The 15,632-nt window shown below is 40.5% G+C and carries 12 protein-coding genes and 2 pseudogenes; 13 read left to right on the forward strand and 1 reads right to left on the reverse strand.

Annotated features, from left to right (window positions below; translation table 11 throughout):
• Positions 1–62: 62 nt before the first annotated feature.
• A complete protein-coding gene (gene ftsY / locus QL998_RS05015) occupies positions 63–2,207 on the reverse strand; it encodes a signal recognition particle-docking protein FtsY (protein WP_290192258.1) in 2,145 nt (714 codons plus the stop codon).
• Between the two features lie 207 nt (positions 2,208–2,414).
• Here ftsY and rsmD point away from each other — a divergent pair, with 207 nt between their 5' ends.
• The 13 genes and pseudogenes from rsmD to QL998_RS05080 all read left to right on the forward strand — a co-directional run.
• Positions 2,415–3,020: a 16S rRNA (guanine(966)-N(2))-methyltransferase RsmD gene (gene rsmD, locus QL998_RS05020; RefSeq protein WP_290192259.1), complete on the forward strand. Its 606-nt coding sequence runs from the start codon at positions 2,415–2,417 to the stop codon at positions 3,018–3,020.
• A gap of 145 nt (positions 3,021–3,165) precedes the next feature.
• The gene (gene rpsU, locus QL998_RS05025; protein ID WP_002957797.1) at positions 3,166–3,381 is read left to right on the forward strand and encodes a 30S ribosomal protein S21; all 216 of its coding nucleotides are present in this window, start codon (positions 3,166–3,168) and stop codon (positions 3,379–3,381) included.
• Between the two features lie 19 nt (positions 3,382–3,400).
• A complete protein-coding gene (locus tag QL998_RS05030) occupies positions 3,401–3,847 on the forward strand; it encodes a GatB/YqeY domain-containing protein (protein ID WP_007586535.1) in 447 nt (148 codons plus the stop codon).
• Positions 3,848–4,091: 244 nt separating this feature from the next.
• Positions 4,092–5,843, forward strand: a complete 1,752-nt coding sequence (gene dnaG / locus QL998_RS05035) for a DNA primase (protein ID WP_024603725.1) — start codon at positions 4,092–4,094, stop codon at positions 5,841–5,843.
• 390 nt (positions 5,844–6,233) lie between these two features.
• Positions 6,234–8,081 carry an RNA polymerase sigma factor RpoD gene (rpoD, locus tag QL998_RS05040; RefSeq protein ID WP_007586533.1) on the forward strand — a complete coding sequence of 616 codons (1,848 nt, stop codon included), beginning with the start codon at positions 6,234–6,236 and terminating at the stop codon, positions 8,079–8,081.
• A 67-nt stretch (positions 8,082–8,148) separates the two neighbouring features.
• A complete protein-coding gene (gene prmA, locus QL998_RS05045) occupies positions 8,149–9,030 on the forward strand; it encodes a 50S ribosomal protein L11 methyltransferase (protein WP_290192260.1) in 882 nt (293 codons plus the stop codon).
• Between the two features lie 281 nt (positions 9,031–9,311).
• Positions 9,312–10,283 (forward strand): tRNA dihydrouridine synthase DusB, encoded by a 972-nt coding sequence (gene dusB, locus QL998_RS05050; RefSeq protein ID WP_010553368.1) that lies wholly within the window; start codon positions 9,312–9,314, stop codon positions 10,281–10,283.
• Positions 10,284–10,302: 19 nt separating this feature from the next.
• Positions 10,303–10,593 carry a DNA-binding transcriptional regulator Fis gene (gene fis / locus QL998_RS05055; protein WP_002957804.1) on the forward strand — a complete coding sequence of 97 codons (291 nt, stop codon included), beginning with the start codon at positions 10,303–10,305 and terminating at the stop codon, positions 10,591–10,593.
• Positions 10,594–10,784: 191 nt separating this feature from the next.
• Positions 10,785–12,371, forward strand: coding sequence for a bifunctional phosphoribosylaminoimidazolecarboxamide formyltransferase/IMP cyclohydrolase (gene purH, locus QL998_RS05060; RefSeq protein ID WP_290192261.1), 1,587 nt, complete (start codon positions 10,785–10,787; stop codon positions 12,369–12,371).
• A gap of 106 nt (positions 12,372–12,477) precedes the next feature.
• Positions 12,478–13,299, forward strand: coding sequence for a methyltransferase (locus QL998_RS05065; protein WP_290192262.1), 822 nt, complete (start codon positions 12,478–12,480; stop codon positions 13,297–13,299).
• Positions 13,300–13,314: 15 nt separating this feature from the next.
• Positions 13,315–14,598 carry a phosphoribosylamine--glycine ligase gene (gene purD / locus QL998_RS05070; protein ID WP_290192263.1) on the forward strand — a complete coding sequence of 428 codons (1,284 nt, stop codon included), beginning with the start codon at positions 13,315–13,317 and terminating at the stop codon, positions 14,596–14,598.
• Positions 14,599–14,710: 112 nt separating this feature from the next.
• A pseudogene (locus tag QL998_RS05075) lies at positions 14,711–15,037 on the forward strand (diguanylate phosphodiesterase); the annotation flags it as partial.
• Positions 15,038–15,078: 41 nt separating this feature from the next.
• A pseudogene (locus tag QL998_RS05080) lies at positions 15,079–15,506 on the forward strand (IS3 family transposase); the annotation flags it as partial.
• Positions 15,507–15,632: the final 126 nt, after the last annotated feature.

Below are 15,632 nucleotides of genomic sequence, written 5' to 3' on the forward strand. Positions count from 1 at the left end.
TTTACTAATAAAATTGGTATTCCTCGCAATTAAAAAGGGAGCAAGCTCCCTTTTTTGGTAAATTAAACGTCGTCCTCATCTTGGCTAAATAACGCATCAATAAAGTCATCGCTTTTAAAAGCGCGTAAATCATCAATACCTTCACCAACACCAATGTAACGAATTGGAATATTAAACTTATCTGCAACCGCAAAAATAACACCACCTTTTGCAGTTCCATCTAGTTTTGAAAGCGTAATACCAGTTAAACCAACGCATTGATTAAATAAGTTCACTTGGCTAATTGCATTTTGACCTGTACCAGCATCAATGGTTAGCATCACTTCGTGCGGCGCATCGGGATCAATCTTTTTCATTACGCGAGCTATTTTTTCAAGCTCTTGCATTAAGTTATCTTTATTTTGCAGGCGCCCTGCTGTATCAGCAATTAACACATCTATATTACGGGCTTTTGCAGCTTGGAATGCATCAAAGACAACCGACGCACTATCTGCACCTGTATGTTGGGCAATAACAGGAATGCTGTTACGTTCGCCCCAAACCTGAAGTTGCTCAACTGCAGCCGCTCTAAACGTATCACCAGCGGCCAGCATAACCGACTTACCTTCGTTTTGAAATTGCTTAGCCATCTTACCTATAGTCGTTGTTTTACCAACGCCATTTACACCCACCATTAAAATAACAAACGGCTTTTTATCTTCGGTAATTACTAAAGGCTGTTCAGCTGTTTTTAGCATCGCAGCCATTTCTTGTTTCATTAACTCATAAAGCGCATCACCATCTTTTAACTGCTTACGGTTCGCAGCATCAGTCAGGCTATCAATCAACTTCATGGTAGTGTCAACACCTAAATCGGCGGTGAGCAGCTGCGTTTCAAGATCTTCAAATAATTCGTCATCTATTTTTTTACCACTAAAAATAGACGCAAAACCAGAACCTATATTAACGCGAGTTTTTAACAAGCCCTTTTTAAGACGAGAGAAAAACCCTTCTTTTTTCGGCTTTTCTGCTTTTTTAGCTTCTTCAATTGCAAGTTCTGCTGTGATACGTTCTTGTTCTAAACGCTCATTTTCTGCTTCTTCTGCAGTAATACGCTCTTGCTCTAAGCGTTCATTTTCTGCTTGTTCAGCAGCAATACGCTCTTGCTCTAAACGCTCATTTTCTACTTTTTCTAAAGCAATTCGTTCTTGCTCTAAACGCTCATTCTCTGCTTTTTCTAAAGCAATGCGCTCTTGTTCTAAACGTTCATTTTCTGCTTTTTCTAAAGCAATGCGCTCTTGCTCTAAACGCTCATTTTCTGCTTTTTCTAAAGCAATGCGCTCTTGCTCTAAACGCTCATTTTCTGCTTTTTCTAAAGCAATGCGCTCTTGCTCTAAACGTTCATTTTCTGCTTTTTCTAAAGCAATGCGCTCTTGCTCTAAACGTTCATTTTCTGCTTTTTCAGCAGTAATGCGTTCTTGTTCCAAACGTTCATTTTCAACTTTTTCAGCAGCAATGCGCTCTTGCTCTAAACGCATTTGCGCTTCTTGTTCTGCTAAACGTTTTGCTTGTTCTTGTCTTTGTACTTCAGCATCTGCTTGTTCTTTTGCTAGTAACTCAGCATTCGCTTGCTCTATTGCAAGCTTTTCAGCCTTTACAGCTTCATCCTTTTTTTCAAGGCGTATTTGCTCTAGTCGCTCAGCCTCTACTTTTTCTGCAGCCAATCGCTCTTGCTCTAACAGCATCTGCGTTTCTTGATCGGCTAAACGTTGTGCATATTCTTGTCTTTGCGCTTCTGCATCAGCTTGTTGTTTTGCAAGTAATTCAGCATTGGCCTGCTCAATTGCAATCTTTTCTGCGTTTTCAGCACGCTCTTGCTCTAAACGTTTTGCTTCAATTTGTTCAGAAGCAATACGCTCCTGATCTAAGCGCTCTGTTTCGGCCTCTGCCTTTAAACGTTCAGCTTGCTCCTGTGCTAGCTTTTCTTGCTCTAGACGTTTCGCTTCAATTTGTTCAGCAGCAATACGCTCCTGCTCTAAGCGCTCTGTTTCGGCTTCTGCTTGTAAACGTTCAGTTTCAGCCTGCTGTGCAAGCTTTTCTTGCTCTAGCTTCTGCGCTTCTTCTTGCGCTAATGCTTGTTGTTTATCAGCGGCTGCTTTTTGCTCTGCTTCTTTTTTATCTGACTTGCCAAAACCGAGCCACGACATGAATTTACTTTTTTTTGTCATACTTGCTAATAACCACTTATAAAAATCTGATAAACTAAAATTTGAAATAGCTTGGCAATGCCCAGCAATAGTTGCTAATAAATACAACCATTCAAAACGTAAGTGTTCAATAGTAACACTTTTAATACGGTTGAAAAATGAAGCTACGCGTAATCACCCATAATATTATCTGAGCTAGATACCATATACCATTTTTTAGTGAGCTAAATGAGAAAAAAAACAACGCAAAATAAAGCTACTAACAAGCCCTGCGATGGCTTTATTAGAGTGATTAGTGGCCAATTTCGAGGCCGAAAACTCCCTGTTAAAAATGTAGAAGGCTTAAGACCTACTACCGATCGAATTAAAGAAACTGTATTTAATTGGCTAATGCAAGATACGCGTGACACAAATGTACTTGATTGTTTTGCAGGTTCTGGTGGGTTAGGATTTGAAGCGCTATCTCGATTTGCCAAAAACGCCACATTTATCGAGCTCGACTCGTCAGCTGCCAAGCAATTAGAACAAAACATTAGCACTTTAAAGCTCGACAACGCATACGTTAAACATACTAATTCACTCTCCTTTTTAGAGCAAAAAAACACAAACGAAGCGTTTAATCTTGTATTTGTTGACCCACCATTTCGTAAAGATTTAGCGCAAACAACCTGTGATTTATTAGAAAAAAACCAATGGTTAAGCGATGATGCATTAATTTATGTTGAAGTCGAAACAGAGTTAACCACCTTTAATAACCCAAGCAACTGGTTGTTAATTAAAGAAAAAAAGGCAGGCCAAGCATTTTGCAAACTCTACCAGCGCCAAGTAAATTAATACTGTTTTACATGATGCGTTTCTGTTAATATTGTCCTTTACATGTGGTGTTGCTTCGGATTACAATACCGCACCATTTTTGAACCACTTGATCAATGTTTGATCAACTTGAGCAACGCTCATAATTTAGGTAGGTGAATTTTTAATGCCAGTAATTAAAGTAAGAGAGAACGAACCGTTTGACGTAGCACTTCGTCGCTTCAAGCGTTCATGTGAAAAAGCAGGAATCCTTTCAGAAGTTCGTCGTCGCGAGCACTATGAAAAACCAACAGCTGAGCGTAAGCGTAAAAAAGCTGCTGCAGTAAAACGTCACATGAAAAAACTTTCTCGTGATAACGCACGTCGCGTTAAATTATACTAATATATTAGGTCTTGTATAAATGAGCCTTTTAATAACGCTAAAAGATGCGCAAAAAGATGCGATGAGAGCTAAAGACAAACAACGTCTTAACCCTATTCGTATGGTACTTGCTGCAATCAAGCAACGTGAAATTGACGAGCGCATAGAACTAGACGACGCAGGTATTACCTCCGTTATAGTGAAGCTTGTTAAACAACGTCGTGACTCTTACACTCAGTACAAAGATGCTGGGCGTGATGATTTAGCTGATATTGAAGCCAATGAAATAGTAGCACTTGAAACTTTCTTACCTCAAAAATTGAGTGAAGAAGAAATCATTGCTCTCATTGATGCGGCTATTGCTGATACTAACGCAGCAGGTATGCAAGACATGGGTAAAGTAATGGGTATAATCAAAAGCAAAGCCGAAGGTCGTGCCGATATGGGCAAAATCTCTGGTTTAATTAAGCAACGATTAACTGCCTAATACCCCCACATACATTAAAGTATGATTGAAGTGAACCGAGCCTTGCGCTCGGTTTCTTTGTTTTTAACTTTAATAAAAAGTACACCTATTAGGTTACTTTAAAATGAAATTTTTTATAGCTTCCCTATTTATTTTGCTATCATTTTGGTAAGTTAAAGCACGCTATATTTTGCATCAAGCAAGTATAAAAAAGTAAATTTCATATTCGTTATTCTTCTTATTATTTCAGGACTGTATTTTACTAATGGCTGGAAAGATCCCACGTAACTTTATAGACGATTTACTTGCCAGAACCGATATTGTCGACCTGATAGACTCAAAAGTAGGTCTAAAAAAAGCAGGTAAGGATTATCAAGCTTGCTGCCCATTTCATAACGAAAAATCGCCCTCATTTACCGTATCGCAAGACAAACAGTTTTATCATTGCTTTGGTTGTGGCGCTAATGGTAATGCAATTTCGTTTGTAATGGAGTATGAAAAGCTTGAGTTTGTAGATGCTATTGAAGAAATAGCAAGCATGCTTAACTTAGAAGTACCTCGAGAACAAGGCACAAACTCAGCACCAGAACGTACTGCTGCACAAAAGCGCTCTGATTACGATTTAATGCTTCATACTGCGCGCTTTTATCAACACCAATTAAAACACCACAGTAATTCTGCTGCCGTTATTGAATATGTAAAAGGCCGTGGTTTAAGTGGTGAAACAGTTAAAAAGTTTATGATTGGCTACGCTCCCAGCGAGTGGGATGGATTATGTCTTCAGCTTGGGCGTAATAAAGAACAAAAAGAGCAGTTGGTTGAATTAAAGCTAGCTTCAGAAAAAACACCAGGCAGACAATTTGATTTTTTCCGCGACCGATTAATGTTCCCTATTCGCGATAAACGCGGACGCGTTATTGCATTTGGTGGACGTGTAATGCAAGCTGACCAAGGGCCCAAATATCTAAACTCGCCAGAGACCCGAATTTTTCATAAAGGCTTTGAGCTTTATGGGCTTTATGAAGCAAAGCAAGCCCATAAAAAACTTGAGCATGTAATGGTTGTTGAAGGTTATATGGATGTTGTTGCCCTAGCCGAACAAGGAATTGAATACGCTGTAGCATCTTTGGGCACAGCAACAACAAGCGAGCACATGCATACTCTGTTTAGAACAACAGATAAAGTAATCTGTTGTTACGATGGTGACAGAGCTGGCCGTGATGCAGCCTGGAGAGCGCTTGAAAACGCACTTCCTTATTTAAATGATGGTAAAGCACTGCAATTTGCGTTTTTACCTGATGGCGAAGATCCTGACTCGCTTGTACAAAAAGAGGGGAAGGAGCAATTCGAATTACGCCTAAGCCAAGCGGATGACTTTACTAAAGTATTGTTTAATAAATTAAGCCAAGAAGTAGATTTAACACTCGACTCAGGGAAAGCTAAATTACTCAGTGCAGCACTTCCATTAATTGAAAAAATCCCAAGTGAATTTTATCAAGAAAACATTCTTGAACAATTAGGGCGTTTAATCGGAAGAACACGTGAGCAATTAAATAACCGTTTAAAAACGCCAAAGCAACAGCATTCTATTGAACGTAAATTTAAAATAACACCGATGCGACAAGCGATAGGTATTTTAATTCAACATCCTAATTTAGCTAAAAATGTGCCGTACTTACCTGAACTCGCACAAATGAATATTGCTGGTATAGGGCTATTGTTACGTTTACAAGAACAAGCTTTAGAGAAAGAAAATGTTACCACTGCACAATTGCTCGAATTTTTTAGAGGAACTGAAGATTATGAGCCATTAATCAAGCTTGCAACGTGGCAACACGACATAAATGAAGAACGTTTAGAAACGGTTTTTAAAAATACTTTCAAGTTTATTGAAGATCAGTGTTTAAATTATCGACTCGAGACCCTATTAATAAAGGACAAGACTCAAGGCCTTAGTAGCGACGAAAGACTTGAGTGTCATTTGTTAATGACAGCGTTAAAAGCGACTAACAGTTAGGGTCCGTTTATCTTTCGAGGTTAAGTTTACAGCAGTGTGTTTGGTATTTAGACAAGACAGAGCCTATGTAGTGTGGTTATTTCACATAAATAGGCAATAACGCAGCATAAATGCCAAACACGCGCTGCCCTTTGGGTTCGACCCAAGGGAGGTTTACTCTTTGTTGCTCGGTTTTTACTTAGCCCACTAGGTTACAAACCTCGCGCCGCGATTAAACCACCCTTGGATAGAATAAACTTTAATCCTGAAAGACCAACAGACCCTAGTCAAAATTGATTTAAACTGTTATACTGTGCTATTCACTGCGTCACATTATTCTAGTTGGCTTTAAGGCAAACTACATGATGGCGCCTGTTGTATCAACTTATCAGAGTGGAAGAAAAAATCTCTATGGATCCAACTCCTCAGTCACAATTAAAACTTCTGATTCAAAAAGGTAAAGAGCAAGGCTACTTAACTTTTGCAGAAGTAAATGATCACCTTCCACAAGACATTATAGACTCAGATCAAGTAGAAGATATCATAAGCATGATTAATGATATGGGTATCAAGGTTAGCGAAAACGCGCCTGATGCTGATGAATTAATGATGCAAGAAACAACGACAGACGAAGACGCAGCTGAAGCTGCCGCTGCAGCCCTTGCGACTGTAGAAAAAGAAATCGGCCGTACAACGGATCCGGTTCGCATGTACATGCGTGAAATGGGTACTGTTGAACTTCTTACACGTGAAGGCGAAATTGTAATCGCTAAACGTATCGAAGAAGGCATTAACCAAGTACAGATTTCTGTTGCAGAGTACCCTGAAGCAATCACTTACCTGCTAGAGCAGTGGGATAAGTTTGAAGCTGAAGAAATGCGTTTAAGCGATATCATCGTTGGATTTATTGATCCTAATGAAGATACAGCGCCAATTTCAGCAACTAATATCGGTTCAGAATTAAGTGCTAAGCAACTTGATGACGATAAAGATGACAAAGATGATGCTGATAGCGATGACGAAGATGAAGAAGAAGTAGACACAGGGCCTGATCCTGAAGAAGCGCGCATTCATTTTGAAAATTTACGTGATTTATACAATAAAGCACGTGATACGTTTGAAGCTAAAGGTCGTTCGCATCCTGAATCACAAGCCGCCATTTTTGAAATTGGTGAGCTTTTCAGAACCTTTAAATTAATACCTAAACAGTTTGACCGCATGGTAAATAACATGCGTGAAATGATGGATCGTGTTCGCGTTCAAGAACGTCTAATCATGAAACAAGCTGTACAAATTGCTAAATTACCGAAGAAAACATTCGTTAAGCATTTTGCTAACAACGAAACTGACGCTTCATGGGTAGATTTAGAAATTTCAGGTAACGAAAAGTATTCAGCTAAACTTGAAGAAGTTAAGCCAGAAATCATTCGTAGCATTAATAAATTATCTGTTATTGAACAAACAACAGGTTTAAGCATTGAGCGTATTAAAGACATTAACCGTCGAATGAGCATTGGTGAAGCGAAAGCACGCCGTGCGAAAAAAGAAATGGTTGAAGCTAACTTACGTCTTGTAATCTCAATTGCTAAAAAATACACAAACCGTGGCTTACAATTCTTGGATTTAATTCAAGAAGGTAACATTGGTCTGATGAAAGCGGTTGATAAATTTGAATATCGCCGTGGTTATAAGTTCTCTACTTATGCTACGTGGTGGATACGTCAAGCAATCACTCGCTCTATTGCTGACCAAGCAAGAACAATCCGTATTCCAGTACATATGATTGAAACGATTAATAAACTTAACCGTATTTCTCGTCAAATGTTACAAGAAATGGGTCGTGAGCCAAATCCAGAAGAATTAGCAGAACGCATGATGATGCCTGAGGATAAAATCCGTAAGGTACTTAAGATTGCTAAAGAGCCAATTTCAATGGAAACACCAATCGGTGATGATGAAGATTCTCACTTAGGTGACTTTATCGAAGATACAACTATTGATTCGCCAATTGATTCGGCAACAATGGAGTCTCTTCGTGGCGCAACTAACGATGTACTTGCAGGCCTAACAGCCCGAGAAGCTAAAGTACTACGTATGCGTTTTGGTATTGATATGAATACCGACCACACCTTAGAAGAAGTAGGTAAACAGTTTGACGTAACACGTGAACGTATTCGTCAAATAGAAGCGAAAGCGCTGCGTAAATTACGCCACCCTTCTCGCTCAGATTTACTGAAAAGCTTTTTAGACGCTAAATAATTTAGCGCTACTATATAAACTAAAAAGGCCGCTATAGCGGCCTTTTTTCTATTTGAAGGAAATAATCATGGCTTGGATCCAAATTCGTATTAACGCCAATGCTGCAACAGCAGATGCAGTAAGTGACCTATTAATGGAAGCCGGTAGTGCTTCAGTAACCTTTATTGACGCAAAAGACACTCCTATTTACGAACCCAAAATTGGCACCGTTGTATTTTGGGCTGATACCACTGTAATTGGCTTATTTGAAGCTAATCACGATATGAATGCAGTCGTTGCGTTACTGAAACGCCATGATGAGCTAAAAGACAATTTAGTATACAAAATAGAGCAGCTTGAGGATAAAGACTGGGAACGTGAATGGATGGATAACTTCCACCCTATTCAATTTGGTGAAAGGCTATGGATTTGTCCAAGCTGGCGCGACATTCCAGACCCTACTGCGGTAAATGTACTACTTGACCCTGGCCTTGCTTTTGGTACGGGCACACATGCAACAACGGCCTTGTGCCTTAAGTGGTTAGAAAACCAAGACCTAACAGGTAAAACGGTTGTTGATTTTGGTTGTGGCTCAGGCATTTTAGGTATTGCAGCTATAAAACTAGGCGCTGAGCGCATGATTGGGATTGATATTGATCCTCAAGCGCTAGAGGCAAGCTTAGATAATGCTAACCGCAATGGCGTTGCAGACAAACTTGAAGTATATCTTCCAGAAAACCAACCTGAATTTACTGCCGATATAGTAGTTGCTAATATTTTAGCCCAGCCACTTCGCGAACTACACAGTGTAATTTTAGGCTTATTAAAGCCAGGTGGTAAAATTGCCATGTCGGGCATTTTAGAAGAGCAAGCTCAATCAGTTGCTGACATTTATGCACCGTTTATTGAACTAGATGACATTGCCGTTGAAGGTGATTGGACTCGAGTTAATGGCACTAAAAAAGCGTAATAAACTGCACAATCAAATTTAGAGCATTAGCTCAAAACCTGCATGTAAAGCCTGTATTTAACAGGCTTTACTATTTTTTTACATATTAAAAGTTTTCTGATTATTGTGTAAAAAATAAAACTTGTATGATTTTCAAACAAATCAACCTACTTGTCATGTGGTTATCAAATGTCAATACGAAAAGGGCAAAAAAAAGTTACTTTTGTTCAATTTATAGCCTTTGATTTTTGTGAAAAAAACCGTAAACTTAGCGCCCCTTGAAAAGAGGCCTATTGAATATAGTGCGTATCGGTAAATACCAACTTGAGAATAATGTAATTGTCGCGCCAATGGCTGGCATTACAGACAGACCATTTAGACAACTTTGCCGTCGTTTAGGCGCAGGGCTAGCTGTTTCTGAAATGCTATCGTCTAATCCTAAGGTTTGGAAAACGGAAAAGTCGATGAACCGTATGGATCACAGCGGTGAATCGGGTATACGCGCGGTGCAAATTGCAGGAGCAGATCCTGAGCTTATGGCGCAGGCCGCACAATTCAATGTTGCTAACGGTGCACAGATCATAGATATCAATATGGGGTGCCCAGCAAAAAAAGTGAACAAGAAACTCGCAGGCTCTGCCTTATTACAGTTTCCTGAACTTGTGGAAGAGATTATTGATGCAGTCGTTAATGCTGTTGATATACCTGTGACACTTAAAATCCGTACAGGATGGGATCCGGATAACCGTAATGGTGTAGAGATTGCGAGAATAGCTGAACGTTATGGCATTGCATCACTTGCTGTACATGGGCGTACGCGCGCATGTATGTACAAAGGTGATGCTGAGTACGCCACGATTAGGGATATAAAACGTTCAGTGTCGATTCCTGTTGTTGCCAATGGTGATATTACATCACCAGAAAAAGCAAAACAGGTTTTAGACTATACGGGTGCAGATGCCATTATGATTGGCCGAGCCGCCCAAGGTCGCCCTTGGATATTTAGGGAGATAGACCACTATTTGCGAACTGGGGAACACTTACAGCCGCCTGCTATTGCAGAGGTGCGCAGTATTTTAATGGAGCATTTAACAAACCTCCATCTGTTTTACGGTGAGCCAATGGGAGCGCGAATTGCTCGCAAACATGTATCTTGGTATTTGCAAACCCATGACAGTGATGGTCAGTTTAGGCGAGTATTTAATGCGCTCGACAACCCACAGGCACAGGTCGTCGCATTAGAGCAATACTTTAAAACACTAGCAGCTAACTAAGAAAGAAAGAGACTTAATAATGTTCGAACAAAACGTGACTTCTCCATTTATCACTAACCCTCATGTTCAGTCACACGAGAAACCGCAGCCATTGCGTGATGCAGTAAAAAAAGCTGTTCACCACTATTTAAAGCAGCTTAACGGTCAAGATGTGCAAGACGTTTACGACCTTGTTCTTTCAGAGCTAGAAGCGCCATTACTTGAAGAAGTGATGACATATACACGTGGTAACCAAACTCGTGCAGCAATTTTACTAGGTATCAACCGTGGTACTTTACGTAAAAAGCTTAAAAAATACGGCATGAACTAATATGCTGGCTGTGATTTACCACAGCTAATTATTAAAAAAGCACCCTAGGGTGCTTTTTTTATGCCCGTAATTTAATAGCCGAGTTGCAAAATGCTCACCCTCATTAGCGCTTTATAAGTCGTTTTTTGAGTTGTAATCAGTTAAAATGCCCGCTTCTAAGCTAGCTCATTAACTGAGGAAATCAAACTACAATGGATACTCATCGTCCCATTCGTCGCGCACTATTAAGTGTGTCTGATAAAACCGGTATTGTTGAATTTGCCCGTGCACTTGAAGCGCAAGGCGTTGATATATTATCAACTGGCGGCACATGTAAACTACTTGCTGATAATGGCATAAAAGTGACTGAAGTATCAGATCACACAGGCCACCCTGAAATCATGGATGGTCGTGTAAAAACACTTCACCCAAAAATTCACGGCGGCATATTAGCCCGTCGCGGACAAGATGAAAGCGTAATGGCAGATAACAACATTTCTGCTATCGACATAGTTGTAGTTAACTTATACCCCTTTGCGAATACAGTCGCTCAAGAAAACTGCAGCCTTGAAGATGCCATTGAAAATATTGATATTGGCGGCCCTACAATGGTTCGTGCTGCCGCTAAAAACCACAAAGACGTAACAATCGTGGTAAACGCGAGCGACTACGACCGTGTTATTAGCGAAATGCAAAACAACAATGGTTCAACAACGTACAAAACACGTTTTGATTTAGCGATTGCCGCTTACGAGCATACTGCACAATACGATGGCATGATTGCTAACTACTTCGGTAAAATGGTGCCTGATTACACCGAGGAAGCTGCTGTAGAGACTAAATTCCCACGTACTATCAATATGCAGTTCACTAAAAAGCAAGATATGCGCTACGGTGAAAACTCACATCAAGATGCTGCTTTTTATGTTGAAAGTGACATTGCTGAAGCATCAGTTGCAACAGCAACTCAATTGCAAGGTAAGGCCCTTTCGTTTAACAACATTGCAGATACCGATGCAGCACTTGAATGTGTTAAAGAATTTGACGTACCTGCGTGCGTAATTGTAAAGCACGCTAACCCGTGTGGTGTTTCAATTGGGGGCAACATCCTTGAAGCATACGAGCGCGCTTTTAAAACAGACCCTACATCAGCATTTGGTGGCATTATTGCCTTTAACCGAGAGCTAGATGCAGCAACTGCACAAGCAATTGTTGACCGTCAGTTTGTTGAAGTAATTATTGCACCTAGTATTTCGGGCGACGCTGCAAAAATTGTTGAAGCTAAAAAGAACGTTCGTTTATTAGAATGTGGACAGTGGACAGGTAAAGCCGCTGGCCAAGATATTAAACGCGTTAATGGCGGTATTTTAGTTCAAGACCGCGATTTAGGCATGGTAACGCAAGGCGACTTAAAAGTTGTTTCTAAACGTCAACCTACAGAGCAAGAACTTAAAGATTTACTATTTTGCTGGAAAGTAGCTAAGTTTGTTAAATCAAACGCGATTGTTTATGCCCGTGACGGTATGACCATTGGTGTAGGCGCAGGCCAAATGAGCCGCGTATACTCAGCTAAAATTGCAGGCATAAAAGCAGCAGATGAAAACCTTGAAGTTAAAGGTTCAGTTATGGCGTCTGATGCGTTCTTCCCATTCCGTGATGGAATTGACGCAGCAGCAGCAGCTGGCATTACTGCGGTAATTCAGCCTGGAGGCTCAATGCGTGATGAAGAAGTGATTGCAGCTGCTGATGAAGCTGGCATGGCAATGGTACTAACTGGTATGCGCCATTTCCGCCACTAATCACACAAAGGGTTAAACGTTGGTTTAACCCTTTTTGTTTGCTATAAATTCACGTATTCTGATTATTCAATAACCTATTTAAAATTATAATGTGAAGGAACAAACAATGAAATTTGCGCTAAAATCGCTACTTGTAGCCACACTAACAATGACATCGACTATGGCGCTTAGCCATAACCACGAATCAAGCCTTGAACATGCACTTCAATCAAGCGAACGCAATGCTAAAAACAGCGCTCGTGATGAATATCGTCACCCAGCTCAAACACTTGCATTTTTTGGCTTTAAACCAACCATGACAGTTGTTGAAATTGCACCCGGTGGTGGTTGGTATAGTGAAATTTTAGCGCCAGCATTAAAAGAGCAAGGCACTTATTATGCCGCGCATTTTCCTGCTGATTCATCAGTTGGCTACTACCAACGCTCTCTTGCAGGCTTTAAACAAAAAGTAGCTGAAGATAAGCGCTTTAGTAGCGTTAAAATTACTGAGTTTGCACCTGTAACACATTTAGATATTGCGCCAGCTGGCAGTGCCGATATGGTTTTAACATTTCGTAATGTACATAACTGGTATATGGGCAAAGATAAAAGCGATGCATTAAGTGCATTCCAAGCTTTTTATAAAGCCCTTAAACCAGGTGGTACATTAGGTTTAGTTGAACACCGTTTAGCTGAAGAGCGTGCTGATGAAGATCAAAAAACATCAGGTTATATGAAGCAGAGCTACGTAGTAGACCTTGCTGAACAAGCTGGGTTTGAATTAGTAGCAAGCAGTGAAATAAATGCAAATCCAAAAGATACAGCCGATCACCCTAAAGGTGTATGGACGCTACCACCAAGCTTAAGACTCGGCGAACAAGATGCTGACAAATATAAAGCCATTGGTGAAAGCGACCGCATGACGCTGAAATTTAAGAAACCGCTTTAAATAGGAATTTTCGCCATGAATGTTTTAGTCATTGGCAGCGGCGGCCGCGAACACGCACTTGCGTTTAAAGCCGCTCAAAACACCAAAGTAAATACTGTATTTGTAGCCCCTGGTAATGCAGGTACTGCACTTGAACCAAAACTTGAAAACGTAGCAATAAACGTTGACGACTTAGAGGGTTTACTTAATTTTGCACAGCAAAATAAGGTAGAGCTTACTATTGTAGGTCCTGAAATACCGTTAGTACTGGGTGTTGTTGATAAGTTTCGTGAACATAACATGGCTATTTTTGGACCAACGGCGGGCGCAGCTCAGCTTGAAGGTTCGAAATCGTTTACTAAAGACTTTTTAGCACGTCATAAAATCCCAACGGGCGACTACCAAACGTTTGAACAAATTGAGCCTGCCCTTGCTTATTTAAAAGAGAAAGGCGCGCCAATTGTTGTAAAAGCAGATGGTTTGGCTGCGGGTAAAGGCGTAATTGTAGCCATGACGGAGGCCGATGCCGAAGAAGCGATTCGCGATATGCTTGCGGGTAATGCTTTTGGCGATGCGGGAAGTCGTGTTGTTATTGAAGAGTTTTTAGACGGTGAAGAAGCGTCTTTCATCGTAATGGTTGATGGTAAAAACGTATTACCATTTGCAACCAGCCAAGATCATAAACGCGCTTACAATGGCGATGCGGGTCCTAACACGGGTGGCATGGGTGCATACTCACCTGCGCCAGTTGTTACTGATGAAATCCACCAGCGTATTATGAACGAAGTGATCTACCCTACGGTAGAAGGCATGGCAAGCGAAGGCCATCCATACACCGGCTTTTTATATGCAGGTTTAATGATTGACGAAACAGGCACCCCTAAAGTAATTGAGTACAATTGTCGCTTTGGCGATCCTGAAACTCAACCAATGATGCTACGTTTGCAATCAGATTTGGTTGAATTGATTGAAGCTGCTAACCGTGTAGAACTTGATAAAACAACAATTGAGTTTGACCCACGCGCAGCCGTTGGTGTTGTACTTGCCGCTAAAGGCTACCCTGGTGATTACCCTAAAGGTGACGCTATTTCGGGGCTAAAAGTGGATTACCCTGCAGGTGAAAAAGTGTTTCATGCGGGTACTAAGCAAAGTGGCAATGACGTTGTAACCGCAGGCGGTCGCGTATTATGCGCAACAGCACTTGGTAATACCGTTACGCAAGCGCAGCAGCGCGCCTATGAGCTTGTTAAACAAATTAGCTGGAATGGTATGGAATATCGTACTGATATTGCTTACCGTGCTATTGCACGCGAGCAATAGCTTGTAATACCTATTCATTGGTATAACCAATTAATTTAACTAAAAAAGCGCAGTTTCCCTGCGCTTTTTTAGTGCTACACTAATTAAAAGGTTTTTTGAAAGTACACAAACGTTGGAACTAAGAACTTTACGTTATCATGCAATTGCTGTTGCCATACTGATCTTTATATTTTTTATAATCAGTACATTGGCATCAAACCTTGTCGTGCCTACACGATATACAATTGATAAAACGGCTCCAATGTACCTCGATTACGCCTACTACATTGACGAAACTAAAACTAAAACATTCGATACCATCATTAACCAACTTGAATTACTTACTCATCAACCATTTTCAGATGTTCCATGGAGTTTTAGCCAGCAAAACTATTGGTTGTTTCTTGATTTAGAAAATAAAAGCCTTAACAAGCAAAATGTTGTGGCACATTTTGATAACCTGTCTCGTCCTGAAATGTGTTTACACATTTAGGATTTATTATGACCAAGTCAAATAATACACCGATCAAACGAACACAACGAGATTATTCATTAGGCTTTAAATTACAAGTTGTCGACGCTGTAGAAAAAGGCGATATGACTTATAAACAAGCCCAAAAAATTTATGGCATACAAGGTCGTTCTACCGTGCTTACTTGGTTAAGAAAACACGGTAAGATGGATTGGACTCAATCACCTAAGATAACTATGCCTACATCACCTAAAGCCAAAGAAAGTCCCGCTCAAAAAATCAAACGCCTCGAGCGAGAGCTTGAAGATGAGCACTTACGTAACCTGTTACTCAATGAAGTGGTTAATATTCTTGACGCTGAACATGGAACAAGCCTTCGAAAAAAGTATATTGCCAAGGAGCAAGAAGCCTTCAAAAGCAAAAAATAGTTAGCTTAGAACGTGCTTGCATGCTGCTTGCATATTCCGGAGCATCGTGAACAGTGATTCCGGCCCATCGTGAACACCCGTTCTGGTTTTAGCGTGAACGCTCATTCCGGTTTTATCGTGAACACTTTTGACTGATTTTCCGGAATCGGTGTTCA

It is taken from the genome of Pseudoalteromonas sp. APC 3691 (genome assembly GCF_030408135.1).
Classification (GTDB): Bacteria; Pseudomonadota; Gammaproteobacteria; order Enterobacterales; family Alteromonadaceae; genus Pseudoalteromonas.

Excerpts from the sequence above, each read along its gene's own strand:
- ftsY (WP_290192258.1), bottom strand. The coding sequence starts at position 2,207 with ATGACAAAAAAAAGTAAATTCATGTCGTGGCTCGGTTTTGGCAAGTCA.
- rsmD (WP_290192259.1), top strand. The coding sequence starts at position 2,415 with ATGAGAAAAAAAACAACGCAAAATAAAGCTACTAACAAGCCCTGCGAT.
- rpsU (WP_002957797.1), top strand. The coding sequence starts at position 3,166 with ATGCCAGTAATTAAAGTAAGAGAGAACGAACCGTTTGACGTAGCACTT.
- QL998_RS05030 (WP_007586535.1), top strand. The coding sequence starts at position 3,401 with ATGAGCCTTTTAATAACGCTAAAAGATGCGCAAAAAGATGCGATGAGA.
- dnaG (WP_024603725.1), top strand. The coding sequence starts at position 4,092 with ATGGCTGGAAAGATCCCACGTAACTTTATAGACGATTTACTTGCCAGA.
- rpoD (WP_007586533.1), top strand. The coding sequence starts at position 6,234 with ATGGATCCAACTCCTCAGTCACAATTAAAACTTCTGATTCAAAAAGGT.
- prmA (WP_290192260.1), top strand. The coding sequence starts at position 8,149 with ATGGCTTGGATCCAAATTCGTATTAACGCCAATGCTGCAACAGCAGAT.
- fis (WP_002957804.1), top strand. The coding sequence starts at position 10,303 with ATGTTCGAACAAAACGTGACTTCTCCATTTATCACTAACCCTCATGTT.
- purH (WP_290192261.1), top strand. The coding sequence starts at position 10,785 with ATGGATACTCATCGTCCCATTCGTCGCGCACTATTAAGTGTGTCTGAT.
- QL998_RS05065 (WP_290192262.1), top strand. The coding sequence starts at position 12,478 with ATGAAATTTGCGCTAAAATCGCTACTTGTAGCCACACTAACAATGACA.
- purD (WP_290192263.1), top strand. The coding sequence starts at position 13,315 with ATGAATGTTTTAGTCATTGGCAGCGGCGGCCGCGAACACGCACTTGCG.